This window comes from Streptomyces qinglanensis (assembly GCF_900111245.1).
GTDB lineage: Bacteria > Actinomycetota > Actinomycetes > Streptomycetales > Streptomycetaceae > Streptomyces > Streptomyces qinglanensis.
The window spans coordinates 145731-169746 of record NZ_FOGO01000001.1; the positions used below are offsets into that span (position 1 = coordinate 145731).

General features: G+C 74.7%; 17 protein-coding genes and 1 pseudogene. 6 read left to right on the forward strand and 12 right to left on the reverse strand.

Annotated features, from left to right (window positions below):
• Positions 1 to 78: 78 nt before the first annotated feature.
• Positions 79 to 2199, reverse strand: coding sequence for an excinuclease ABC subunit UvrB (gene uvrB / locus BMX65_RS00660; protein WP_074998707.1), 2121 nt, complete (start codon positions 2197 to 2199; stop codon positions 79 to 81).
• Positions 2200 to 2403: 204 nt separating this feature from the next.
• Here uvrB and BMX65_RS00665 point away from each other — a divergent pair, with 204 nt between their 5' ends.
• From BMX65_RS00665 to BMX65_RS00675, 3 genes are all read left to right on the forward strand, one after another.
• A complete protein-coding gene (locus tag BMX65_RS00665; protein WP_074998132.1) occupies positions 2404 to 3411 on the forward strand; it encodes a glycerophosphodiester phosphodiesterase in 1008 nt (335 codons plus the stop codon).
• Between the two features lie 68 nt (positions 3412 to 3479).
• A complete protein-coding gene (locus BMX65_RS00670) occupies positions 3480 to 4043 on the forward strand; it encodes a methylated-DNA--[protein]-cysteine S-methyltransferase (protein ID WP_074998133.1) in 564 nt (187 codons plus the stop codon).
• A 287-nt stretch (positions 4044 to 4330) separates the two neighbouring features.
• On the forward strand, positions 4331 to 5653 hold the full coding sequence (locus BMX65_RS00675) for an MFS transporter (protein ID WP_074998708.1): 1323 nt from the start codon (positions 4331 to 4333) through the stop codon (positions 5651 to 5653).
• 150 nt (positions 5654 to 5803) lie between these two features.
• Here BMX65_RS00675 and BMX65_RS00680 read toward each other — a convergent pair whose 3' ends face one another.
• From BMX65_RS00680 to BMX65_RS00700, 5 genes are all read right to left on the reverse strand, one after another.
• Positions 5804 to 6586, reverse strand: a complete 783-nt coding sequence (locus BMX65_RS00680) for a PIG-L deacetylase family protein (protein ID WP_074998134.1) — start codon at positions 6584 to 6586, stop codon at positions 5804 to 5806.
• 439 nt (positions 6587 to 7025) lie between these two features.
• On the reverse strand, positions 7026 to 7775 hold the full coding sequence (locus BMX65_RS00685) for a hypothetical protein (protein ID WP_074998135.1): 750 nt from the start codon (positions 7773 to 7775) through the stop codon (positions 7026 to 7028).
• A gap of 137 nt (positions 7776 to 7912) precedes the next feature.
• Entirely contained in the window at positions 7913 to 9322 is a 1410-nt protein-coding gene (locus tag BMX65_RS00690; protein WP_143081793.1) for an SWIM zinc finger family protein, read from the reverse strand.
• Complete coding sequence (locus BMX65_RS00695; protein WP_239501769.1) at positions 9319 to 12432, reverse strand: DEAD/DEAH box helicase; 3114 nt, start codon at positions 12430 to 12432, stop codon at positions 9319 to 9321. Before BMX65_RS00695 ends, BMX65_RS00690 begins: the two co-directional genes overlap by 4 nt.
• Before the next feature lie 170 nt (positions 12433 to 12602).
• Positions 12603 to 12998, reverse strand: coding sequence for a hypothetical protein (locus BMX65_RS00700; protein ID WP_074998710.1), 396 nt, complete (start codon positions 12996 to 12998; stop codon positions 12603 to 12605).
• A gap of 64 nt (positions 12999 to 13062) precedes the next feature.
• Here BMX65_RS00700 and BMX65_RS00705 point away from each other — a divergent pair, with 64 nt between their 5' ends.
• Positions 13063 to 14364 carry an amidase family protein gene (locus BMX65_RS00705; RefSeq protein WP_342342264.1) on the forward strand — a complete coding sequence of 434 codons (1302 nt, stop codon included), beginning with the start codon at positions 13063 to 13065 and terminating at the stop codon, positions 14362 to 14364.
• Positions 14365 to 14394: 30 nt separating this feature from the next.
• Here the strand turns inward: BMX65_RS00705 and BMX65_RS00710 are convergent, their stop codons facing one another.
• From BMX65_RS00710 to rpsA, 4 genes are all read right to left on the reverse strand, one after another.
• Entirely contained in the window at positions 14395 to 14847 is a 453-nt protein-coding gene (locus tag BMX65_RS00710) for a tetratricopeptide repeat protein (protein WP_074998138.1), read from the reverse strand.
• A gap of 327 nt (positions 14848 to 15174) precedes the next feature.
• Complete coding sequence (gene coaE / locus BMX65_RS00720; RefSeq protein WP_074998139.1) at positions 15175 to 15771, reverse strand: dephospho-CoA kinase; 597 nt, start codon at positions 15769 to 15771, stop codon at positions 15175 to 15177.
• An 81-nt stretch (positions 15772 to 15852) separates the two neighbouring features.
• Entirely contained in the window at positions 15853 to 16827 is a 975-nt protein-coding gene (locus tag BMX65_RS00725) for a PAC2 family protein (RefSeq protein WP_074998140.1), read from the reverse strand.
• A 280-nt stretch (positions 16828 to 17107) separates the two neighbouring features.
• Entirely contained in the window at positions 17108 to 18631 is a 1524-nt protein-coding gene (gene rpsA, locus BMX65_RS00730) for a 30S ribosomal protein S1 (protein WP_074998141.1), read from the reverse strand.
• Positions 18632 to 19037: 406 nt separating this feature from the next.
• Here rpsA and BMX65_RS00735 point away from each other — a divergent pair, with 406 nt between their 5' ends.
• On the forward strand, positions 19038 to 19994 hold the full coding sequence (locus BMX65_RS00735; RefSeq protein WP_239501770.1) for a class I SAM-dependent methyltransferase: 957 nt from the start codon (positions 19038 to 19040) through the stop codon (positions 19992 to 19994).
• A 215-nt stretch (positions 19995 to 20209) separates the two neighbouring features.
• Positions 20210 to 22744 carry an ATP-dependent helicase HrpB gene (gene hrpB / locus BMX65_RS00740; RefSeq protein WP_425315507.1) on the forward strand — a complete coding sequence of 845 codons (2535 nt, stop codon included), beginning with the start codon at positions 20210 to 20212 and terminating at the stop codon, positions 22742 to 22744.
• Positions 22745 to 22871: 127 nt separating this feature from the next.
• Here hrpB and pgfA read toward each other — a convergent pair.
• Together pgfA and BMX65_RS31825 are read right to left on the reverse strand one after the other, a co-directional pair.
• Positions 22872 to 23858: pseudogene (gene pgfA / locus BMX65_RS00745) on the reverse strand (cell envelope lipid trafficking protein PgfA); the annotation flags it as partial.
• Positions 23859 to 23878: 20 nt separating this feature from the next.
• Positions 23879 to 24013, reverse strand: coding sequence for an SPW_0924 family protein (locus BMX65_RS31825; protein ID WP_107437354.1), 135 nt, complete (start codon positions 24011 to 24013; stop codon positions 23879 to 23881).
• Positions 24014 to 24016 lie beyond the last annotated feature (3 nt).

A 24016-nucleotide genomic window follows, 5' to 3' on the forward strand; every position in this document is an offset into this window, starting at 1 on the left:
GCCGGGAGGCCGACCGCGACTTGTGTCGGTCTTGCAACACTCCGCGCGGCGCCACCGGCCGCGGAGCGCCGTGCCCGGCTACTTCAGCCCGGCCTCCTTCATCTGTCGCAGCTCCTTCTTGAGTTCCCCGACCTCGTCCCGCAGCCGGGCTGCGACCTCGAACTGGAGCTCGGCGGCGGCAGCGCGCATCCGCTCGGTCAGATCCTCGATGGTCTGGGCGAGTTCGGCCGCCGGCCGGTCGGTCAGCTCCCCGGAGCCGGCGCCCTTGCCCTTGCCCAGTGCGGGGGTGGGGGCCTTGCCCTTGCCGCCCTTGCCCGTCTCGTCCCGCCGGCGGTAGCCGGTGTCCAGCAGCGCCTCGGTGTCGACCTCCTCGCGGGCGATGTCCGCGACGATGTCGCCGATCTTCTTGCGCAGCGGCTCCGGATCGATGCCGTGCTCCTGGTTGTAGGCGACCTGCTTCTCGCGGCGCCGGTTGGTCTCCTCGATCGCCCGCTGCATACCGGGGGTGACCTTGTCCGCGTACATATGGACCTGTCCGGAGACGTTGCGCGCCGCACGGCCGATCGTCTGGATCAGCGAGGTGCCGGAGCGCAGGAAGCCCTCCTTGTCGGCGTCCAGGATCGCCACCAGGGAGACCTCGGGCAGGTCGAGCCCCTCCCGCAGCAGGTTGATGCCGACCAGCACGTCGTACTCGCCGGAGCGCAGCTCCCGCAGCAGTTCGATGCGGCGCAGGGTGTCCACGTCGCTGTGCAGGTAGCGGACCCGGATGCCGAGTTCGACGAAGTAGTCCGTCAGGTCCTCGGCCATCTTCTTGGTGAGGGTGGTGACCAGCACCCGCTCGTCGCGCTCCTCGCGCAGCCGGATCTCGTGGACCAGGTCGTCGATCTGCCCGTCGGTGGGCTTGACCACCACCTCCGGGTCGACCAGGCCGGTGGGGCGGATGACCTGCTCCACATAGCCGTCGGAGCGTGCCAGCTCGTAGGGGCCGGGGGTGGCCGACAGATAGACCGTCTGGTCGGTGCGCTCCAGGAACTCCTCCCACTTCAGCGGGCGGTTGTCCAGCGCGGAGGGCAGGCGGAAGCCGTGGTCGATCAGGGTGCGCTTGCGGGCGGCGTCGCCCTCGTACATGGCGCCGATCTGCGGGACCGTCTGGTGCGACTCGTCGATGACCAGCAGGAAGTCCTCGGGGAAGTAGTCCAGCAGGGTGTGCGGCGCCGTGCCGGGGTCGCGGCCGTCGATGTGCAGCGAGTAGTTCTCGATTCCCGAGCAGGTGCCGATCTGCCGCATCATCTCGATGTCGTACGTCGTCCGCATCCGCAGCCGCTGGGCCTCCAGGAGCTTGCCCTGCTTCTCCATCGACTCCAGCGTCGCGGCCAGCTCGGCCTCGATCGCCCCGACGGCGCGCTCCATCCGCTCGGGACCCGCCACATAGTGCGAGGCGGGGAAGACGTACAGCTCCCGGTCCTCGGTGATCACCTCGCCGGTGATCGGATGGAGGGTGGAGAGGGCCTCGATCTCGTCCCCGAACATCTCGATGCGGACCGCGAGCTCCTCGTACACCGGGAAGATCTCGACGGTGTCGCCGCGGACCCGGAAGGTGCCCCTGGTGAACGACATGTCGTTGCGCTGGTACTGGATGTCCACGAAGCGCCGCAGCAGCGCGTCCCGGTCGATCTCCTCGCCGACCTTCAGCGGCACCATGCGGTCGACGTACTCCTGGGGGGTGCCCAGGCCGTAGATGCAGGAGACGGAGGCGACCACCACGACGTCACGCCGGGTGAGCAGCGAGTTCGTCGCGCTGTGGCGCAGCCGTTCGACCTCCTCGTTGATCGAGGAGTCCTTCTCGATGTAGGTGTCCGTCTGCGGGACGTACGCCTCCGGCTGGTAGTAGTCGTAGTACGAGACGAAGTATTCGACCGCATTGTTCGGCAGCAGTTCCCGGAACTCGTTGGCGAGCTGTGCGGCCAGGGTCTTGTTCGGCGCCATCACCAGCGTCGGGCGCTGCAGCTTCTCGATCATCCACGCCGTGGTGGCCGACTTGCCGGTGCCCGTGGCACCCAGCAGTACGACATCCTTCTCACCTGCGGTGACCCGTTGCGCGAGCTCCGCGATGGCGGTCGGCTGGTCGCCGCTGGGCTGGTACGGACTGACGACCTCGAAGGGCGCCACCTTGCGTTCGATCTCGGTGTTGGGCCGCATGTCCACCACGGTACGACTCGGCACTGACAACGGGCTCCGCGCGCAAACTACGCCCCACTGGCAGATAGCTGCCAATTTCCTTCGCCGCAGGTCAGAGGCTTGACCACGGTCCGTTCAGCGCCACGTCACTTTGTCCTGGCTTGGTTGTATTGCGCATCGGGAACTGTCTCGGCAGTCCGTGCAGGTACAAGCGAGGAGTCCCGCATGTCGATACGCCCGCTGACCGCTGCCGCCGCAGGTGCGCTGCTGGGTATGAGCGCGCTCTTCCTCACCGCCGCGCCGACCGCCGCGGCCTCACAACGCCCGGCGGGACAGACGCCGGATCCGGTCGTAGACTTCTCCGTCTTCCCGGGCTTCGGCGACGACGAGGACCCCGACCCGGAGCTGCAGCAGCCCCCGTCCGACGCGAGAAAGCCGCACCGGTCCCCGCTCCCCGTGGGCCACCGGGGAGCGTCCGCCTACGCACCGGAGAACACCCTGGCCGCGGTCGACAAGGCGCACGACCTCGGCATCGACTGGGTCGAGAACGACGTGCAGCGCACCAAGGACGGCGAACTGCTGGTCATCCACGACACCACGCTCTCCCGCACCACGGACGTCGAGCAGCGCTTCCCGGACCGCAGCCCGTGGAAGGTCTCCGACTTCACGCTCAAGGAGATCAAGTCGCTGGACGCCGGAAGCTGGCTGGACAGCAAGTTCGCGGGCGAGCGGATCCCCACCCTGGGCGAGTACCTGGACCGGCTCACCAGGAACGGGCAGGACCTGCTGCTGGAGCTGAAGTCCCCCGCGCTCTACCCGGGCATCGAACGCGAGACCCTCGACGAGCTCGACCGGCAGGGCTGGCTGGACCGCCGGCACACCAGGAGCCGGCTCATCGTCCAGAGCTTCGACAAGGGCGCGGTGCAGAAGGTGCACCAGCAGCGCCCCGAGGTGAAGACCGGCTTCCTGGGCACCCCCAAGGCGGCCGAGCTGAAGGACTACGCCGCGTTCGCCGACCAGATCAACCCCACCCACGCCGACGCCACCGCCGACTACGTGAAGGCCGTCCACGCCCTCAAGGGGCCGCACCACAAGCCGATGGAGATCTTCACCTGGACCGTGAACGACGCCGAGACCGCCCGCAAGGTCGCCGACGCGGGGGTGGACGGCATCATCTCGAACAAGCCGGACGTGGTCAGCGACGCCGTGCAGGAGTCGGGGCCCACCGGCTGAGGACCCCGCCGGGGCGGCCCGGACGGGCGTCGGCGGCGGCTGTCGGTGGGCGCCTCTAGGGTGCCGGTATGACTGACACCCCGGTGCGGCCGACGGCCTGGACCCTGCGGGAGACGCCCATCGGACCGCTGCTGCTCGCGGCCACTGCCGAGGGCCTGGCCAACGTCGTCTTCCACGCGCGGGGACGCACGCTCGACCGGGCCCTCGCCCGGCTGTCCGCACGGCTGGGCGCCGGGCCGCTGCCCGCGGCGCAGGCCCCGGCGCCCGCCGCCGAACATCTCGGTGCGACAGCGGCGGCGCTCGACGACTACTTCGCCGGCTCCCCCGCGCCCTTCACCGTGCCGCTGGACTGGTCGCTGACGGAGGGCTTCCCCGCACGGGTGCTGCGCGAGCTGGCGACCGGTGTGCCGTACGGGACGACGGTCGGCTACCAGGACCTCGCCGTGCGGGCGGGCGACCCCGGTGCGGCCCGCGCGGTCGGTGCCGCCATGGGCGCCAATCCGCTGCCGGTGGTGGTGCCCTGCCACCGGGTGCTGGAGAGCTCGGGTGCGATCGGCGGCTTCGGGGGCGGGCTGGAGACCAAGCGGGCGCTCCTCGCGCTGGAGGGCGTGCTGCCGCAGCCGCTGTTCTGAGCCCTGCGGACCGGACCGTAAGTCCGTGGTGGCGGGCGGTGCCGGGTGCCAGACTGCACGGCGTGACTGACACGCGCAACACGGCCGACGGTGAGGGCACGCCGGGAGCCCCGGGAGACGGACCAGTGGGCACGGCACCGGAGCGGACCGGCGGGCCGCCGGACGCGCCCGGCGGGCTTCCCGGCGGGCTTCCCGGCGGGCTCACGCCGGGCAGCCCGCGGCCCGGAGGACTCGGAGAGCGCGGCCCGGAGGAGCACGCCGCCGGGGAACAGGCGGCGGACGGCGGCATCGATCTGCGGGCCGTCCGGCGGCGGGTGCGGCTGGCCCTGGTACTCAGCCAGATCCTCGGCGGACTGGGAGTCTCCACGGCGGTGGCGCTGGCCGCCGTACTGGCCGAGGACATCGGGGGCTCCGAGGCCGTCGCAGGGCTGGCGTCCACGTCCTCGGTGATCGGGACGGCGCTGCTGTCCCTGCCGTGCGCGGCGCTGATGGCGCGGCGCGGAAGGCGCGTCGGTCTGACGTCCGCCTACGCGGTGGCGGCCGTCGGGGGGCTGGTCGTGGTGACCGGCGCCGCGCTGCGGAACTTCCCGCTGCTGCTGGTGGGCATGGCCGCCTTCGGCGCGAGCAACACCGCCAATCTCCAGGCCCGCTTCGCCGCCGCCGACCTGGCCGAGCCGCTGCACCGGGCGCGGGCCATCTCCACGGTGGTGTGGGCGACCACGGTCGGCGCGGTCCTGGGTCCGAACATCGCGGGGCCCGCCGGGAGGAGCGTGGCGGGCCTCGGGGTGCCGGAGACGGCCGGACCCTTCCTGTGGGGCACGGCGGTCTTCCTGCTCGCCGGAGGGCTGCTGCACGTGCTGCTGCGTCCCGATCCGCTGCTGACGGCCCGCGCACTGGCCCGGACGGCGGCCGACGGCGGCCGGAAGTCGGACGAGGACGGCGGAGGCCGGCAGTCGGACGGGCACGACGGAGGCCGGAAGTCGGACGGGCACGGCGGCGGCCGGCAGTCGGACGAAGGCGACGGAGGGCGGTCGCTGCGGGCCGGGCTGGCCGCGGTGGCGGCCTCGGCGCCCGCCCGCGTCGCGCTGGCCGCGATAGCCGGCTCGCACACGGTCATGGTCTCGGTGATGGTGATGACCCCGGTGGACCTGGGCGGGCACGGCGCCGGGGTGGAGCTGATCGGACTCGTGCTCAGCGGCCACATCGCCGGTATGTACGCCTTCTCGCCCGTGATGGGCTGGCTCGCGGACCGGATCGGCAGGTTCAGCGTCATCCTGGTGGGCGCGGGGCTGCTCGGGTGCGCGACCGCGCTGGCCGGGACGGCGGACGGGAACCACGCGCAGTCGGCCGCCGGGCTGTTCCTGCTCGGACTGGGCTGGTCCGCGGGGCTGGTCGCCGGGTCCGCGCTGCTGACCGACTCCGTACCGCAGCGGGCCCGCGCCGCCGTGCAGGGCTTCTCCGACCTGATCATGAACTCGGCCGCCGGGGTCGGCGGCGCGCTCTCCGGGCTGGTGGTCGCCCAGGCCGGTTACGGCTGGCTCAACCTGCTGGCAGCGGCGCTGCTGATCCCCGTCACGGTGCTGACGGTGACTGTCGCGGTACGGCGCTGAGGGAGACCGTCCGCGGCGTCGGCCGAGGACGCCGCGGCGCGTCCGCCGCCGCGCGGCAGGCCGTCGCCGCGGCGGCAGGCGCGGGCCACAGGCGGAGGCAGGACCGGGCGGCGCGGGGCCGGGCGCCGTGGCGCCGCCGGGTCAGCCGGGTCAGCGCGCGTGGAGTTCGAAGGCCACCGCGCGCTGTCCGCCGTTCCGGTCGGCGTGCAGGTCCAGCCCCCCGTGCACGATCGACCGCGCATACATCTCCGGGTCCTCGTCGGTGAGCGCCTCGATGTAGGCACGGTGCTCCAGCAGCGAGGCGACCCCCTTGCGGGCCGCCTCCTCCCCCACCGACACCGCGTGCGTGACTCCCGGTGAGGCGAAGACGGCCACCCACCGCACTCCGTCCCACGGCAGGACGCCGTCCACGTCGAACTGTTCGCTGAAGATCCACCGGTTGCCCGCGTCCCCCACGGCGTCGAGGACCGAGCGGCCCAGCGCGCGGTGGTCGGGGGTGTTCCACGGACTGCCGGGGCCGCCGCCCCAGGTGTCGTGGTGGTTCAGGGTGAGGACCAGCTCCGGACGGTGCCTGCGGATCGCCGCCGCGATGTCGCTCCGCAGCGCCGGCCCCTCCGTCAGGACCCCGTCCCGGTGGTCGAGGAACTCCACCTCGGTCACGCCCACGTGTGCCGACCCGGCACGCTGTTCGGCCTCGCGGACCCCGGCGGCCTCCGCCGGGTCCATCGTCTCGATACCCGCCTCGCCCCGGGTCGCGAGCAGATAGACGACGTCCTTGCCCTGTGCCGTCCACTCGGCCACGGCTGCGGCGGCGCCGTACTCCATGTCGTCCGGATGGGCGACGACCGCCAGGGCCCGCGTCCAGTCCTCCGGCATCGCCGCCAAGCGCATCCGCGCTCCCTGCTCGTCCGCGCCCCGCGCTGTGGCCGTCATGTCCGCTCCGCCTCTCCTCGCACACACGCCCCGCAGGCGCGCTCCGCCATGGCAACTCCCGGGCCCCGGGCGGCTGTTCCCCGGTACGGCCCCTCGCTTCTCCGCGGCCCCGGCGCCCTGCGCGACGGCGGCCCCGCGGACCTCCGGGGGCGCCGGTGGATCGCCCGGGGCCGGGCCGGACCCGCGCCGGACCCGCGCCGGGGCCGATGCTGTCAGCGGTGTCGGCGCTCCGGGTCACTCCAGGGTTCCAGCCCGACGGCCGGTCGGCACGTCGGCGGCGGGTCAGCGGGTGGAGCCGCAGGAAGGCTGCGCGGCGCCGGGGGCCGACCCCGGTAGGCACACCGCGACGGCGCCGCGCGCACGGAGCGCGGCGCCGGGCGGGCAGGCGGGCAGGCGGGCAGGCGGGCAGGCGGGCAGGCGGGCAGGCGGGCAGGCGGGGTCAGCCGTACGGGTTGCCGCGGGGGTCGGCGGGAGCACCGCCCTGCTGCTGGCCGGGGTTGCCGTAGTACGGGCCGGGCTGCTGCGGGGGCTGCTGGGGCGGGGCCGCCGGGGCTCCAGGCGCCTGCGGCTGGCCGTAGCCGGGGCCCGGCTGCGGCCGGCCCCCGGGCTGGGGGTGGGCCTGCGGGGGCTGCGGCGCATAGCCCTGCTGCGGCTGCGGAGGAGCGTAGCCCTGCTGCGGGGCATAACCCTGCTGTGGCTGCGGGGGAGCATAGCCCTGCTGCGGCTGGACCGGAGGAGCGTAGCCCTGCTGCGGGGCGTACCCCTGCGGGGCGCCCTGCCCGCCGCCGACCACCGCGAGCAGTTCCTCCAACTCGTTGCGCCAGATGCGGTGCACGTTGATGCGCACCGGCTTGGCCTCGCCCGGCAGCGCCATGTGGTAGAAGCTCCACAGGGGGTTGAGCTGGATCTCGCCGAAGAGCGAGCCGGCCTGGTCCCGCGGGATCGCGTGCACGATTTCCTTCGGGCGCTGCGAGAACCGGGACATCCGCTGCACCAGCAGGGCCTGTTCGGTGACCGTAATGAAGTAGTACTTGATGAGGAACTGGCCGATCAGGCCGAGGAAACCGACGCTGAGCCACGGCGTGGGCCCCGCGACAGCTCCGACCGACACCAGCGGGCGGTCTCCGGGCGCCTGTTGGGCGATGGCCTCGGCCACCTGCTTCTTCATCGTCGCCTTGCGAAAGGCCATCGGACCGCTCCTCGCTCCGTTCGCCGCGGATACGGCGCTGTCTCTGCGTTCGGCGCAGAGTACTCGCTCCGGGTGACAGCACCCCTCCCGGGTCCGCGCACCGGCGGCCCGGAGCGCGCTCCGGGCCGCCGCGACGGTCAGCGCTGCCCGAGCCCGGTGAGCGCCTGCACCGGGTCGGCCGCGGAGGGGCCTTCGGGCCACCAGTCGGCTGCCGGCCCGGAGCCGTCCCGGCCGGAGCCGCTTCGGCCGGCGGGCCCCGGACCGGAGGCATCCCGGTAGGGGTACCAGCGGCCGTCGCCCCCGAAGCGGAGCTGGACGGGGCGCGTGGTGTGGGTGAGCTGGTTGCGGTGGATGGTCATCACCATCCCCAGGCCCGCCAAGGCGCTGCGCCCGCGGTCGAAGTCGCCCGCCGGCGGGTCCCAGACGGCCTCCAGCACGGCCAGTCCCGCGGGACCGCCCTGCCGCCAGGCCGCGGCAGCCCGGGCCAACTCCAGCGGATCCCGGCCGACCGACCGGGCCAGACGGGCGAAACGCGCGGAGAGGGTGCCGCGACCGGTCAACTGCGGGTGGGTGGCGGCGAGGCGCACGGTGTCGTGCCAGCGCGACAGGTCGGGCAGCGGATCGTGCTCCCCCACGGCGCTGCGCCCCGCACCGTCGTCCTCCTCCAGCACGGCCGAGAGCGCGTGCCGGGCCCGGACGGCCGCGTCGGCCGCGAGGAAGGCGAGCGCCTCGGCACCGGGTGCGCCGGGCAGTTCGGGATAGACCCCCGGCTCGGTCGGGGTGTCCGGCAGCGGCTGCGGCTCCGGGAGCGGAGGCCGCACGGCGGTCGCGAACACCTCGGTGGCGAGCCGCGTACCGCGCGGCCGCCGGTCGAACGGCGGGCCGTCGGCGTCCCCGCGGGACCTGCGCGGTGGCGCCCCGCCGCCGCGGGTGCGGGTGTGCTCCGCGGACCGACCGGCACGGGCCGCGCCGAGGCGCGCGACCTCCGCCCGCACCGCCTCCGCGGCCCGGCCCCGCATCAGCAGCAGCGCCCAGGGGTCGGCGTCCAGCAGCCGTCCGGTCTCGTAGCCGAGCGCCGCCGCGTGCTTGCACGGGTGTCCGCGGTCCGGGCAACTGCACGCGGGCAGCAGGTCTCCGGCACCGGGCAGCAGCCGGATCCCCGCCTCGTGCGCCACGGGCACCGCACCGTACGGGAGTTCACCGTCCAGCAGCGCCGCCGCCAGCACCGGGCGGGCGGCGACAGCGGTCAGGAACGTCGCCCACTCCTCCTCGGACAGCACGGGGAGCCGCCATTCGGCGCGGTAGGGGCGGGCGCGGCTGCCGCGCACATACGCCAGGACGCGTCCCGTTCCCACCCGCGGTGCGGACACCGCACCGGCTCCGGCCGCGCCGCGGGCCGCCTCCGGGCCGGTACCCGCGTAGGCGCGGCCGCGCGCCAACCGGGCGGTGTCCTGCGCCGCCCCCTCCATCGCACGCAGCCAGGCAGCACCCCAACTCCCTGCCGGTTGCGCCGGCACGGCCCCGGGGCCGCGTGCGGCGGCGCTCACGGCTGCCTCCGCAGCGCCACCAGATCCGCCAGTTCGGCGTCGGTCAGCTCCGTCAGCGCGGCCTCTCCCCCGCTGAGCACGGCGTCGGCCAACCGCTGCTTGGCCGTCAGCAGCCGGGCGATGCGGTCCTCGACGGTGCCCCGGGTCAGCAGCCGGTGCACCTGGACGGGCTGCGTCTGGCCGATGCGGTACGCCCGGTCGGTGGCCTGCTCCTCGACCGCCGGGTTCCACCAGCGGTCGAAGTGGACGACGTGTCCGGCGCGGGTGAGGTTGAGGCCGGTGCCCGCCGCCCTGAGCGACAGCAGGAAGACGGGGACCGCACCGGACTGGAAGGCGTCCACCAGTTCCTCCCGGCGGCCCACCGGTGTCCCGCCGTGCAGGAGCTGGGCGGCGACGCGGCGGTCGGCGAGATGCGCCCGGAGCAGCCGGGCCATCTCCACGTACTGCGTGAACACCAGCACCGAACCGCCCTCGGCCAGGATCGTGCCCAGCAGTTCGTCCAGCAGCCCGAGCTTGCCGGAGCGGCCGGGGAGCCGTCCGCCCGGCCCCTCCCGCAGATACTGGGCCGGGTGGTTGCAGATCTGCTTGAGCGCGGTCAGCAGCTTCATCACCAGGCCCCGCCGCTCCATGCCCGTCGCCTCCGCGATCCGCGCCAGGGTCTCCCGCACCACCGCCTCGTACAGGGACGCCTGCTCCCGGCTGAGCTCGACCGTGTGGTCCGTCTCCGTCTTGGGCGGCAGCTCGGGGACGATGCCGGGGTCGGACTTCCTGCGGCGCAGCAGGAAGGGCCGCACGAGCCGGGCCAGCCGCTGCGTCGCCTCGGGGTCCTCACCGCCCTCCACGGCTCTGGCGTGCCGGGCGCGGAAGGTCTTGAGCGGGCCCAGCAGTCCGGGGGTGGTCCAGTCGAGCAGGGCCCACAGCTCGGAGAGGTTGTTCTCCACGGGGGTACCGGTGAGGGCGATCCGGGCGGCCGCCGGAAGAGTGCGCAGCGCACGCGCCGTCGCGGAGCCCGCGTTCTTGACGTGCTGGGCCTCGTCCGCGACGACCAGCCCCCACGCCTGTCCGGCGAGCTGTTCCGCGCTGCCGCGCAGGGTGCCGTACGTCGTCAGGACGAACCCCGCGTCCGATTCCGGTCCCGCGGCTGCTCCGGGGCCGCCGCGCTCCAGCCCCTCCAGGGTGCGTCCGGGACCGTGGTAGCGGCGTACCGGCACATCGGGCGCGAACCGGGCCAGCTCCCGCTGCCAGTTGCCCAGCAGTGAGGCGGGGCAGACCACCAGTGTCGGCGCCGTCGCGCCGCGCTCGGCACGGCGCAGATGGAGCGCGATGAGGGTGACGGTCTTGCCCAGCCCCATGTCGTCGGCGAGGCAGCCGCCCAGTCCCAGCGACGTCATCGACTCCAGCCAGCCGAGCCCTTGGCGCTGGTAGTCCCGCAGCCGGGCGTGCAGCCGGGCGGGGGCGGCCACTGCGGCCCGGTCCGGGTCGGTGGCGGTGCGCAGGGTGTCCCGGAGCGCCGCAAGGGCGCCCACCGGAACCGCCTCCACCTGTTCCCCGTCCACCTCGGCCTCTCCGGAGAGGGCCGCGGCCAGTGCGTCGCCGGGCGAGAGGAGCCCCAGGTGCCGCTTGCGTGCTTTGCGCACGAGTTCCGGGTCGACCTGCACCCACTGGTCGCGCAGCCGCACCAGCGGGCGGTGCGCCTCAGCCAGCTCGTCCATCTCCGCCTCGGTGAGCGGGTCCCCGTCCAGCGCAAGCTGCCAGCGGAACTCCAGAAGCTGCTGCTCCTTGAAGAAGCCGAACCCGTCGGCCGCCGACCCCGGCGCCTGCGGGCCCGGACGCACCACCGCCGTTGCGCTCAACAGCTCCCGGGCCAGGGCACGCGGCCAGTGCACGGCCACCTCCGCCGCGGCCAGGTCCCGGGCCGCCCGGCCCAGCAGGTCGTTCAACTCCGTCTCGGTCAGCGGCAGCACATCGGGGGCGGGCCGCTCCAGCAGCCGCTCCAGCGGCGGCCAGGCGCGCGCGGCACGCCGCACCGCCAGCACCGTGTCCACCCGGGCCCGCGGCCCGAGGTGCTCCGCCTCGCCGTGCCACAGCGCGGCCACGTCCGCGACAAGTGCGGGATCCGCGACGCTGGTGGCCTGGACGACCGCGGCCGCGACATACGGCTCCGCCGCCGTGCCGGTCCGCTCCGGACCGGGCTGCTGCGGGCCAGGCTGCTCCGGGCCGGGCTGCTCGGGGTCGGTCCGCTGCGGGCCGGGCTGCTCGGGGGCAGTCCGTTCCTGGCCGCTCTGCTCCGGGGCGAGCCGCTCCGGGGCGAGCCACCCGTCCGTGCCCTCCCGGTCGGCGTCCGGCAGCCGGTCCTCCGGATCCTCGGGCTCCGGGCCGCCGTCGAAGATGCGGTCCGCCGACAGGTCGAGCCGCAGGGAGACGCGGATGCCCGCATCGGTACCCGCGGCCACCTCACCCGCCCACTCCCGCAGCCGCGGATACTGCTCGGTGAGCCGCTGCCGCCCCGCGTCCGCGAACGCCGGCCCCGCCACCGCGGACCCGGCGGGGGTGCGGGGCAGCACGTCGGCGACCGCGTCCAGGAAGTCCCGCACGAGTGCCTCGGGGTCCGGGACCCGCAGCGGCTCGCCCGCCGCCCGGCCCCCGGAATCGGCGGGCTCCCGCGGAACCGGTACCGCGTGCGCCTCCGGCGGCATCGCGGCGGCCACCGCCCGCAACTGCGCCATGTCCTCCGGGTCGAGCGGGCCCGCCCGCCACACGTCCACGTCCCCCTCGCCCAGGCCCGGCACCAGGCGTCCGCGGGCCACCAGCCGCAGTCCGTGCAGCGCCGCCGCGCCCCAGCAGGCGGCCGCGGGGTGCGCGCCACCGTCCGTACGCGCCCGCATCAACACGGGCAGGGCCGCGCGCACCGGCAGCCGACGGGCCGGCACCGTGCGCTGCCGCACTCCTTTGCCGTGCGGCCGGACCACCGTGAGCTCTTCCGGCTCCCCCTGCTCGGGCAGCTCGCCCCCGTCGTCCCGCCAGAACGCCACGCGCCCCTGCCGGGGCACCTCGCCCGGCAGGAACACCGCGGCACACCTCAGGAGGCCCGCACCGCTCCCCGGACCCATCCGCGTCCTCGCTTCCGCCCTCGCTCCACACCGCACCGGCCGACAGCAGGCCGACGGGCCGCACACCTGGCCCGCACTCGTGGAACGAGTCTAGGAGCGGCCACCGACAAGCCCGGCGGCGCTCCGGAGAGGCCCGGCTCGGACGGTGCCCGGCACGCAGGGGAGGGGGCTCAGCCCAGGTTGACGCCGCCGTGGATGTCCCGGGCCTGGATCACCGGCCCCTGCACCTGCGCCGAGCCCGAGACGGTGTTGCGGACCTCGGAGCGCTCGGCCCGCAGCGCGGGAGCGTGCCGCTCGGCCCAGCCGCGCAGCAGGGCCGCGAACTCCTCGTCCGCCCGTGCCTGCTCGTCCAGCCAGCCGGTGAGAGCACCGACCTGCCCGCTGTCCGCCGGGTCGACGACCGCCAGCCGGCCCTCACCGTGGTCGCCGTCGCCCCGGCGGCCGCCCACCCTGCGCACGAGCGAGAGCAGGGACTCCCAGGCGGACTGCCCGGCCGCGTCGGCAGCACCGCCTGCGGCGGAAGCGGCGGCGGCGGTGGCGAGGCTGAGCGCGGTGGCAACGTCCATGTCCACCACGGTAGTTCGCCCGGGGACGGGGCCGCCAGGCCGCACCCGGTTGTACCGTTTCCCCGTGACCGGGGAGCGCGTGTGGACGTCAGTCGGCGCATCGTCGCGTCCGCCGGGCCCCACGGCCCGCGAGCCGATGTCGGCGGTCGGGATCGCCGCCGAGGTGACCGCAGGCCGCATCACGGCGCGCGAGGTGATGCGGGAAGCGCTGGCCCGCATCGCGGAAGCCGACACCGCGATCAGAGCATTCAGCACGGTGTGGCCCGCGCGGGCCCTGGAGTACGCGGCTGCCGTCGACCGCGCCGTCCGGGACGGCGCCCGGCTGCCGCTGGCCGGAGTGCCACTGGGGGTCAAGGCCACGCAGCGGCTCTCGGCACCGTCCGTGGCCCGGCTGGTCGCGGCCGGATGTGTGCCGGTCGGTGCCACCGCCGTCCCCGGCCCCGGAACCCCGTGGCAGACGTGGGGGACCACCGACCGGGGACGGACCCGCAACCCGCTGCGGGCGGATCTGAGTCCGGGCGGTTCCTCGGCCGGTTCGGCCGCCGCGGTGGCGGCCGGGATGGTTCCGCTCGCCACCGGGAGCGACGGGGCGGGCTCCGTACGGATCCCGGCCGCGTGGTGCGCGGTGCTCGGCCTGAAGCCGACGGGCGGACTGCTGCCCGTACCCGGCAGCCCGGCCGGACGTCCCCGGCGGAGCGTGCCCGGGCCGCTGGCGCGCACCGCGGCCGACGCCGCCGCCTGCTTCGCCGCCCTCACCGGCACCCGCGCACCCGCCCCCGGGCCCCCGGAGCGCCCGCTGCGCACGGCGTGGTCGGCCACCCTGGGCTGCGCCGACACGCGGGAGCCGGTTGCCGCGACGGCGCGTGCCTTCCTGGACGGGCTGGCCCGGGCCGGCGCCGTCGCCCCGCAGTCCGCCGCCGTCCGGCTGCCGGATGCCGCCGACTGCTGGCGGGTGCTCCGGGCCCGCCGCCCTCCGGGGACGGCCGCCGGCACGGAAGACGGCGCGGAAAGCGGCACGGTCGCCGACCCGGGAGCCGCCGCGTCGGCCGACCGCACGGGCGCGGAGCTGGCGGCCGAGCTGGACCGGGTCTTCGGCGCGGTCGAGCTGCTCGCCACACCGACCACTCCCAACCCGCCACACGGCCACAGCGGCCCGGGAGGGGACATGAGCGTCGCTCTCACCTGGGCCTTCAACATCACCGGGCACCCGGCCCTCAGCCTCCCCGCCGGGCGGACCGGGGCCGGTGAGCCGGTCGGGCTGCAGCTCGTGGCCGCGCACGGCCGGGAGGCCGATCTGCTGGCCGTCGCGGCCGCCGCCGAGACGGTGCCGCGGTCACAGCCGCAGCCGCGGTCGCGGCCACGCTGACCGGCCCGGGCCCCGGTCCCGCTCCGCGGGTCAGTTGCCCAGGTCCGTCGTCCCGGGGCCGGGGGGCTCGAAGCTCTCGAAACCGGCGGCCTCCACGAAGTCCGGCCGGGGATCGAGTGCGGCGGCGAGCTTGAAGTGGGCGCGTGCCTCCTCGTCCCGGGAGGCGCGCTGGAGCGTACGGGCGAGGGCGAAATGTGCGAACGCGTTGTCCGGCTCGCGCTCCAGCACCCACTGGAACTCCTGCTCGGCCGACCGCAGCCGGGCCTCCAGGAAGTAGGCGCGGGCGCGCAGCAGGCGTGCGCCCCGGTGTTCAGGGTGCTCGTCGATCACGTTGTCCAGCAGGTCGACCGCGCCGCGCGGGTCGCGCGCCGCCAGCAACTGCTCCGCCGCGCGGAACTGGATGAGGTTCGTCTCGGGGCTCGTCACAGCACTGCCCTTCCGTCGGCTGACGCCTCGGCACAACGCCGGACCGCCCGCGGCCATTCCCGGGGCGGAGCTGCGGCCGGAGGCTGGGAAGCATATGCCCCCGGCGGGGCGGAACGAACGGGCCGCGTGCCGGTGGGACGCGGTCGGCGGGGACGCGCCGCCGCTGCACCACCTGTCGCGGCCGATCCGGAACAACGGTCGGCGGCCGACGGTGGGCGGTCAGCCCCGGCCGCTCGACGCTCAGCCCTCAGCCCTCGGCCCTCAGCCCTCAGCCCTCGGCGCTCGGCCCTCAGCCCTCGGCGCTCGGCCCTCAGCCCTCAGCCCTCAGCGCTCGGCGCTCGGCGCTCGGCGCTCGGCGCTCGGCGCTCGGCAGCGGACAACGGGTCAGCCGCGGAGTGCGTTCCAGATCTCGCGCACCCGGGGCGCCAGCTCCGCCAGCGGACCGTTGTTGTCGATCACGATGTCGGCGACGGCCAGCCGCTCCTCGCGACTCGCCTGCGCGGCCATCCGGGCGCGCGCCTCGTCCTCGTCCGTGCCGCGCAGCCGCACCAGGCGGTCGAGCCGGGTCTCGGCGGCGGCGTCCACGACGACGACCGTGTCGTAGAGCGGCGCGAGTCCGTTCTCCACCAGCAGCGGTACGTCGTGGACGACGACCGCGTCCGGGTCGGCCTCCCGTGCCGCCCGCTCCAGTTCGGCGGAGCGCTCCCCCACCAGGGGGTGCACGATCGCGTTGAGCGCCGCGCGCCGCTCCGGGTCGGCGAAGACGAGGGAGGCCAGCCGCGGCCGGTCCAGGCGGCCGTCCGGGGTCAGGACCTCCGCACCGAACTCGTCGACGAGCGCCGCCAGGCCCGGGGTGCCCGGTTCCACGACCTCCCGCGCGATGCGGTCCGCGTCGACGACCACCGCCCCGCACTCGGCGAACAGTCGTGCGACTTCGCTCTTGCCCGAGCCGATCCCACCCGTCAGACCCACCTTCACCATGCGGCCCACGCTATCCGGTGACCGCACCCGGGCGGCAGCCCGTCGCCAGCGAGGCCGGGCGGCTCCGCGGGGCCGCCCGGCTCACTCCTGGCGTCCGCCCTCGGAACCCGGGCCCTGCTGACCTTCACGATCGGCGAGGAACTGCTCGAAGACCGCCCCCAGCTCCTCGGCGGAGGGCAGTTCGGCGGGCTCGGCCACCAGATTGCCGCGGGTCTCGGCACCGGCCACCGCGTCGTACTGCTGCTCCAGGCCGCGGACGACCGACACCAGTTCCTCGTCTCCCTCGGCCAACTGCCGTTCGATCTCGTTCTGGGTGCGCAGCGCCTCCGTCCGCAGCGCGTGCGCCACCTCCGGGAGGACCAGCCCCGTCGCCGAGGTGATCGCCTCGGCCACGACGAGCGCGGCGTCGGGATAGGTCGAGCGGGCGATGTAGTGCGGGACGTGGGCGGCCACCCCCAGCACGTCGTGCCCGCTCTCCGCCAGCCGCAGCTCCGTCAGCGCCGCGGCACTGCCCGGGACCTGGGCCTCGTCGAAGGCGGACCGCTGGCCGGGCACCAGGTCGGTGCGGTTCCCGTGCGGGGTGAGCCCGACCGGACGGGTGTGCGGGACGCCCATCGGGATGCCGTGGAAGGTCACCGACAGCCGGACCCGCAGCCGGTCCACGATCTCGCGGAGCGCCGCGGTGAAGCCCTCCCACTCGCTGTCCGGCTCCGGGCCGGACAGCAGCAGGAACGGTGCGTCCGTGGCGTCCCGCAGCAGCCGCAGCTCCAGCCGGGGCGTCTCGTAGGACACCCAGTGGTCGCGGCGGAAGGTCATCATCGGGCGGCGCGCCCGGTAGTCGAGCAGGCGGTCGACGTCGAAACGGGCGACGGTGCGGGAGGGCTGGCTCTCCAGCAGCCGCTCCACGATCTGCTCACCGGTGTCGCCTGCGTCCATGAAGCCCTCGAGGTGGTACAGCATCACCAGTCCGGCGCTGTCCGGCTCGGCGACGATCGCGTCGACCGCGTCGAGTCCCGCCTGGTCCCAGGAGTACATCGCTTCCCGCTTCTGTGCCATACCCCTGCCAACGCCCCGCCCCCGCGCCCGCATTCCCCCTCCGGACGATCGGCCGTTCCGGGAGGACGGCGTCGGCCTCCGGGCGATCGGAGGACCACCGCCGAACGGGCGGAGGCCACCGCCGGACGGCCGAAGAGCACCGCCGGGCAGCCGCGCGCCGCCGGGTGCCTCCCGCGGCCCGCGGGTATCCGGCAGCGGGCCGGAACGGGCCGAGGCCCGCACCCCCGGAGGGATGCGGGCCTCGGCTCCGCTTTTCCGCTCTTCGCCTCGCGGCGAGCGATCAGCTCTGGCCGCCGGCCAGCTTCTCGCGGAGCGCGGCAAGCGCCTCGTCGGAGGCCAGCGCGCCCGAGTCCTCGTCCGAACCCTCGGACGAGTAGGAGCCGCCGCCCTGGCCACCGCCGGAACCGCCGCCCTGCGGGGCGCCGGCGCCGCCGCCGGTCGCACCCTCGGCCGCGGCCTGCTCGTCGGCCTCGCGGGACTTGATGACCTGCGCCTGGTGCTGCTCGAAGCGGGTCTGGGCCTGGGCGTACTGGCCCTCCCACTCCTCGCGCTGCTTCTCGTAGCCCGGCAGCCAGTCGTTGGCCTCCGGGTCGAAGCCCTCGGGGTAGATGTAGTTGCCCTGGTCGTCGTAGGACGCGGCCATGCCGTAGAGCGTCGGGTCGAACTCGACCGCGGTCGGGTCCGCACCGAAGGACTCGTTGGCCTGCTTCAGCGAGAGGCTGATGCGGCGGCGCTCCAGGTCGATGTCGATGACCTTGACGAAGATCTCGTCGTTGACCTGGACGACCTGCTCCGGGATCTCCACGTGGCGCTCGGCCAGCTCGGAGATGTGGACCAGGCCCTCGATGCCCTCGTCGACGCGGACGAACGCACCGAACGGCACCAGCTTGGTGACCTTGCCGGGGACGACCTGGCCGATCTGGTGGGTGCGGGCGAACTGCTGCCAGGGGTCTTCCTGGGTGGCCTTGAGCGACAGGGACACGCGCTCGCGGTCCATGTCGACGTCCAGCACCTCGACGGTGACCTCCTGGCCGACCTCGACGACCTCGGAGGGGTGGTCGATGTGCTTCCAGGACAGCTCCGAGACGTGCACCAGGCCGTCGACGCCGCCCAGGTCCACGAAGGCACCGAAGTTGACGATGGAGGAGACGACGCCGGAGCGCACCTGGCCCTTCTGGAGGGTGGTGAGGAAGGTCTGGCGGACCTCGCTCTGGGTCTGCTCCAGCCAGGCGCGGCGGGAGAGAACCACGTTGTTGCGGTTCTTGTCCAGCTCGATGATCTTGGCTTCGAGCTCCTTGCCGACGTACGGCTGGAGGTCGCGCACCCGGCGCATCTCGACCAGCGAGGCCGGGAGGAAGCCGCGGAGGCCGATGTCGAGGATGAGACCACCCTTGACGACCTCGATGACGGTACCGGTGACGATGCCGTCCTCTTCCTTGATCTTCTCGATGGTGCCCCAGGCCCGCTCGTACTGGGCGCGCTTCTTCGAGAGGATCAGGCGCCCCTCCTTGTCCTCCTTCTGGAGGACGAGGGCCTCGATCTCGTCACCGACGGCGACGACCTCGTTCGGGTCGACGTCGTGCTTGATCGACAGCTCTCGGGAAGGGATGACACCTTCGGTCTTGTAACCGATGTCGAGCAGGACCTCGTCCCGGTCGACCTTCACGATGACGCCGTCGACGATGTCGCCGTCGTTGAAGTACTTGATCGTCTCGTCGATCGCGGCGAGGAAGGCTTCCTCGGAACCGATGTCGTTGACCGCAACCTGCGGAGTGGTGGCGGAAGTCTCGGTGCTGCTCGTCATGTGGAAAAGGGTCTCCGGTACGGACATGAAGTCGTAGGTACTGCTACGCCGAGGACCCTTCGAACGCACCACACATGCAAGTCAGCCGGACAGCCTGGGAAACCCGGAACCCGAGGGGACATACAGTCGATGCGAGCGCGGCCTGCTCGGTCCGAGGCGCGCAGGCCCGCAGCGCAACTTGTAGCATACGGGGGCCGCTGGGCATGGTCAATGCGCGAAAGAGCACACCTGGGATGCAACACCCCATACCCGGCAGAACTCGCCGCTCCGCACGGCCGGATGGCCGCGGCGGGAGCCGGGCCGCCGGGAGCCGGACCGCCCGCCCGGATACCCCGGGGGACCCCCCACGGCGCACTGCGGCGTACTGCGGGGGCACCGAAACACCGAGAGTACGGGGAGCGCCGCAATGGAACAAAAGCACGAGGTCGTCGAGGGTGTCCACCCCCTGACCCACGGTGATCACGCGGACCGGTCCGGCGGCGCGCCCGGCTCCCAGGGCGGCGCGGGGGACGCAGCGCACGCCGGACACGCCGGACACGCCGGGGATGCCGACGACGACGCCGAGGCCGTGCGGCGGCCGGCCGGGGACCGGGAGACCAGCCGGGCCAACCGCGGCTGGTGGGACCGGAACGCGGACGAGTACCAGAACGACCACGGCGAGTTCCTCGGCGACGCGCGCTTCGTCTGGGGCCCCGAGGGCCTGGACGAGGCCGAGGCAGGACTGCTCGGCCCCGCGGAGCAGCTCCGCGGGCTGGACGTGCTGGAGGTGGGCGCGGGCGCGGCGCAGTGTTCCCGCTGGCTGGCCGCGCAGGGCGCACGGCCCGTCGCACTCGACCTCTCCCACCGGCAGCTCCAGCACGCGCTGCGGATCGGCGGCGGGGACCCGGGCCGACCGGGATTCCCGCTGGTCGAGGCGGACGCCAGGGCGCTGCCCTTCGCGGACGGGTCCTTCGACCTGGCCTGCTCCGCCTTCGGCGCGGTCCCGTTCGTCGCCGACCCCGAGCGGGTGTTCGCCGAGGTGGCCCGGGTACTGCGCCCCGGGGGCCGCTGGGTCTTCTCCCTGACCCACCCGCTGCGCTGGTCCCTGGCCGACGAACCGGGACCCGAGGGGCTGACCGTCCTCGCCTCCTACTTCGACCGCACGCCGTACGTGGAGGAGGACGGCGAGGGGCGGACGGTGTACGCGGAGCACCACCGCACCCTGGGCGACCGGGTGCGGGAGCTGGTGGGCGCCGGGTTCCGGCTGGAGGATCTGGTCGAGCCGGAGTGGCCGGAGTGGAACCAGCAGGTGTGGGGCGGCTGGTCCCCGCTGCGCGGGCGGCTGGTGCCCGGCACGGCCGTCTTCGTCTGCACGCTCGCCTGAACACCGCGGCGCCGCCGTCCCGCGCGCCTTGCACCGCGGCACCACCGTCCCGCTCGCTTGAGCACTGCGGCGCCGCCGTCCCGCTCGCCTGAACACCGCGACGCCGCCGTACGGGACCCGGCGCGCGGCGGCTCCGCACTCCGTGGCCCCGGCGCCCCCGAGGGCCCGGTGCCCCGGACGGCACGCCGGGAGCGCGGGCCGGGCACAATCGGCTGGTGCGCCATGACGACCAGTTGCAGCAGCTCCCCATCGCCGAGGCCGTCCCCCGGGTGCGCGAGGCACTCGCCGAGTGCGGAGCGGCCGTCGTGCACGCTCCGCCGGGCACCGGCAAGACGACGCTGCTGCCGCTCGCCCTGGCCGGGCTCCTGCAGGACGGCGCACCCTCCCGCACCGTCCTGGTGGCCGAGCCGCGCCGGATGGCGGCACGGTCGGCTGCCCGCCGGATGGCCTGGCTGCTGGGCGAGCAGCCCGGCGGGAGCGTGGGCTTCACCGTGCGGGGCGAACGCAGGGTCGGGCCCCGCACCCGGGTGGAGGTCGTGACCACGGGCGTGCTGCTCCAGCGCCTGCAGCGCGACCAGGAGCTGCCCGGTGCGGACACCGTCCTGATGGACGAGTGCCACGAGCGCCACCTGGACGCCGACACGGCGCTGGCCTTCCTGCTGGACGTGCGCGAGACGCTCCGCCCCGACCTGCACCTGATCGCCGCGTCCGCCACCCAGGACAGCGCGGCGTGGGCGCGGCTGCTGTCCGCGCGGGTCGTGCACGGGCGGGGTACGAGCCATCCGGTGGAGGTGCGGTACGCGCCGCCGCCTGCCGGACTGCGCCCGCCGCACGGCATGCGCGTCGATCCGGGGCTGCTGCGCCATGTGGCGGCGACCGTCCGGCAGGCGCTGGCGGACGAGCCGGAGGGCGACGTGCTCTGCTTCCTGCCCGGTGCCGGCGAGATCGCCCGGGTGGCGGACCTGCTGTCGGGGGCGGCGGCGCGGGTGCTCCCGCTGCACGGCCGGGCACCGGCGCGGCTGCAGGACGAGGTGCTGGGCGGCGGTACCCGCGGTGAGCGCCGGGTGATCCTCTCCACGGCGGTGGCCGAGTCGAGCCTGACGGTGCCGGGGGTGCGGGTGGTGGTGGACGCGGGGCTGGCCCGGGAGCCCCGTACGGACCACGCGCGGGGGCTCGGCTCCCTGACCACGGTGCGGGTCTCCCGCGCTGCGGCCGAGCAGCGCCGCGGCCGGGCCGGCCGTGAGGCGCCGGGCGTGGCCTACGCATGCTGGGCGGAGGCCGAGGAGGCGGGGCGGCCGCGCGATCCGTCCCCCGGGATCGCGGTGGCCGATCTGACGGCGTTCGCGCTGCAGGCCGCCTGCTGGGGCGATCCGCGGGCGGAGCGGCTCGCGCTGCTGGACGCGCCACCCGAGGGCGCCATGGCGGCGGCGCGGCGGACGCTGCGCACGGTCGGCGCGCTGGACGAACGGGACCGGGTGACCCGCCGGGGCCAGCGGATGGCCGGTCTGGGTGTGCACCCGCGGCTGGCCCGCGCGCTGCTGGACGGCGCCGCGGCCGTGGGCAGCGAGGCAGCCTGCGAGACGGTGGCGCTGCTGGGCGAGGAACCCCCGCGGGCGTACGGGGACGACGCGGCCGAGGCCGTCCGGCGGGCCCGCGCGGCGCCGCGCGAGGATCCGTACGGGACGCGCTGGGCCGCCGAGGTGCGGCGGTTGCGTTCGTTGCTGGGTGCGCGGACGGCGCCGCCGGAGGGGCTCACGCGCGAGCAGGCCGTGGGCACGGTGGTGGCGCTCGCGCAGCCGGAGCGGGTGGCACGGGCGCAGGGCGGCAGCGCGTATCTGATGGCCGGCGGCACCCGCGCCGAGCCGGCCGCGGACAGTGCGCTGCGCGGCGCCCGGTGGCTGGCCGTCGCCGTCGCCGACCGGCCGGTGGGGGCCGCCTCGGCCCGGGTGCGGATGGCGGCCGCGATCGACGAGGCGACGGCGCGGGCCGCGGCGGGCGCGCTGCACGGAGTGCGCGAGGAGGTGTGCTGGGACCCCGAGCAGGGTCCGCAGGACGCACCCGGTGACGTGGTGGCCCGTCAGGTGGAGTCCCTGGGGGCGGTGCGGTTGTCGGTGCGCCCGCTGCCGGACCCGCCGCCGGGGGCGCTGCGGGAGGCCGCGCTGCAGGGGCTGCGGCAGCACGGCACGGATCTGCTGCGCTGGTCGCGGAGCGCGGCGGCGCTGCGGCAGCGGCTCGCCTTCCTGTACCGGACGCTGGGTGCGCCCTGGCCGGACGTCTCCGAGGAGGCGCTGCTGGAGCAGGCGGAGGGGTGGCTGGGGCAGGTGCGCTCGCGCGCCGACCTCGCCCGGGTCGAGGCGGGCGAGGTGCTGTCGGGGATGCTGCCGTGGGCCTCCGGTGCGGCGGCGCGGCTGGAGGAGCTGGCCCCGGAGCGCGTCGAGGTGCCGTCCGGGGCGCGGATCCGGGTCGACTACACGCCGGAGCAGCCGGTGCTGGCCGTGAAGCTCCAGGAGATGTTCGGGGCGCTGGAGACACCGCGGGTGGCGGACGGGCGGGTGCCGCTCCTTCTCCACCTGCTCTCCCCCGCCGGGCGCCCCGCGGCGGTCACCGCCGATCTCGCGTCGTTCTGGGCGGAGGGCTACCGGGGTGTGCGGGCCGAGTTGCGCGGCCGCTATCCCAAGCACCCTTGGCCGGAGGATCCCGCAGCGGCCGAACCCACCGGGCGCACGAAGGCACGCGGGCGGCCGGGGTGAGCTGGTCGGGCGGACGGCGGCCGGGCAGGAGTTTGAGAAACGCCCCGGTGAACGCCCCGACGGCCCCTGGTGCCATGCCGCCGCTGCCGCCGGGGGCCGGGGAGGGCCGCCGCGCACGCGCCGGGTCGCCGGGGGCGGCGGAGGAGACCGGGGGGCCACCGGCGCCGGGCGGGCGGCCGCGGGTGCGGGTGCGGGCCTCCAGCGTGAGGGAGCCGACCAGCAGGAGGCCGCCCAGGGCGAGGGAGCCCCAGGGCAGGTAGGTGGTCAGGGTGAGCACGAGCCGCCGCTGGGAGGAGACCAGGTCCACCGTCGCCTTCTGGTAGTCGGGGCGCATCCGCACGTGCCCGGCGAAGGCGGTGAGCGGTTTCTTGCCGGGCTTGTCCGTCCAGCGCATCTCCTCCTCGTGGATCTCCTGGCCGTCCACCGGGGCGCCGGTGACCGGTTCGACCCAGAACATCCGCTTGGTGGTGTACCAGCGCTCCAGTCCGAGCTGTTCGACCGTTTCGGGGGTGGCCCCCAGAGGCAGCTTCTTCGGCACCTTCACCTTGGTCCAGGGGATGGTCTGCTCGAAGTAGTAGGTCTCCAGGCCGTGGACGGTGCGGGTGCCCTTGTAGTGGATGGGCGCCGAGGTGCGCGTCTGGAAGTCGAAGTACTCGTAGTCGCGCTTCTCGGTGCCGAACGGCCACTTGTACTCGATGCCGCGGCGGCGCACCGGGTCGCCGTCGACGTGCTCGCCGCCCGCGTGCACCGGTTCCTGGGAGTGGGCGTCGAAGACATAGCGCTCGGGAATGCGCGAGACCATCCTCCCCTTGTCGTCGGCCACATAGCTGAGGGTGTCCCAGACGACGACGTCGCGCCCGGTGCGCTCCCGGACCTTCCCGGCGGCCGCCACATTCCCTTTGAGCGTCTGCACGATGCTGACCTCGGGGACTTTCTTCGACTTCATGGTGGTGTAGTCGAGGAGGGTGGCGTTCTTCGCCTCCAGCACCATGTCCTGGTACTGGCTGGGCGGGATCTTGGCCAGCCGGGGGAAGGCGTACCAGCGGACCAGGGGCGAGAGCGCGGCGAAGAACACCGCGAGGGCCAGCAGGACCAGGCTCGCTCTCCTGCGCATGCTGCCTCCTGCCGATGCTGCTAGGGGTGCGCGGGAACGGTGGTGTGCAGCGGCTTCTTCGACGTCTCGCCCGGTGGAGCGCCGGTCGCGGTGACCGCGAGGACGAGTGCGAGCGCCGCGGCCAGTCCGGCCGCGGCGGCGAGGAGAGCTCGCATGTG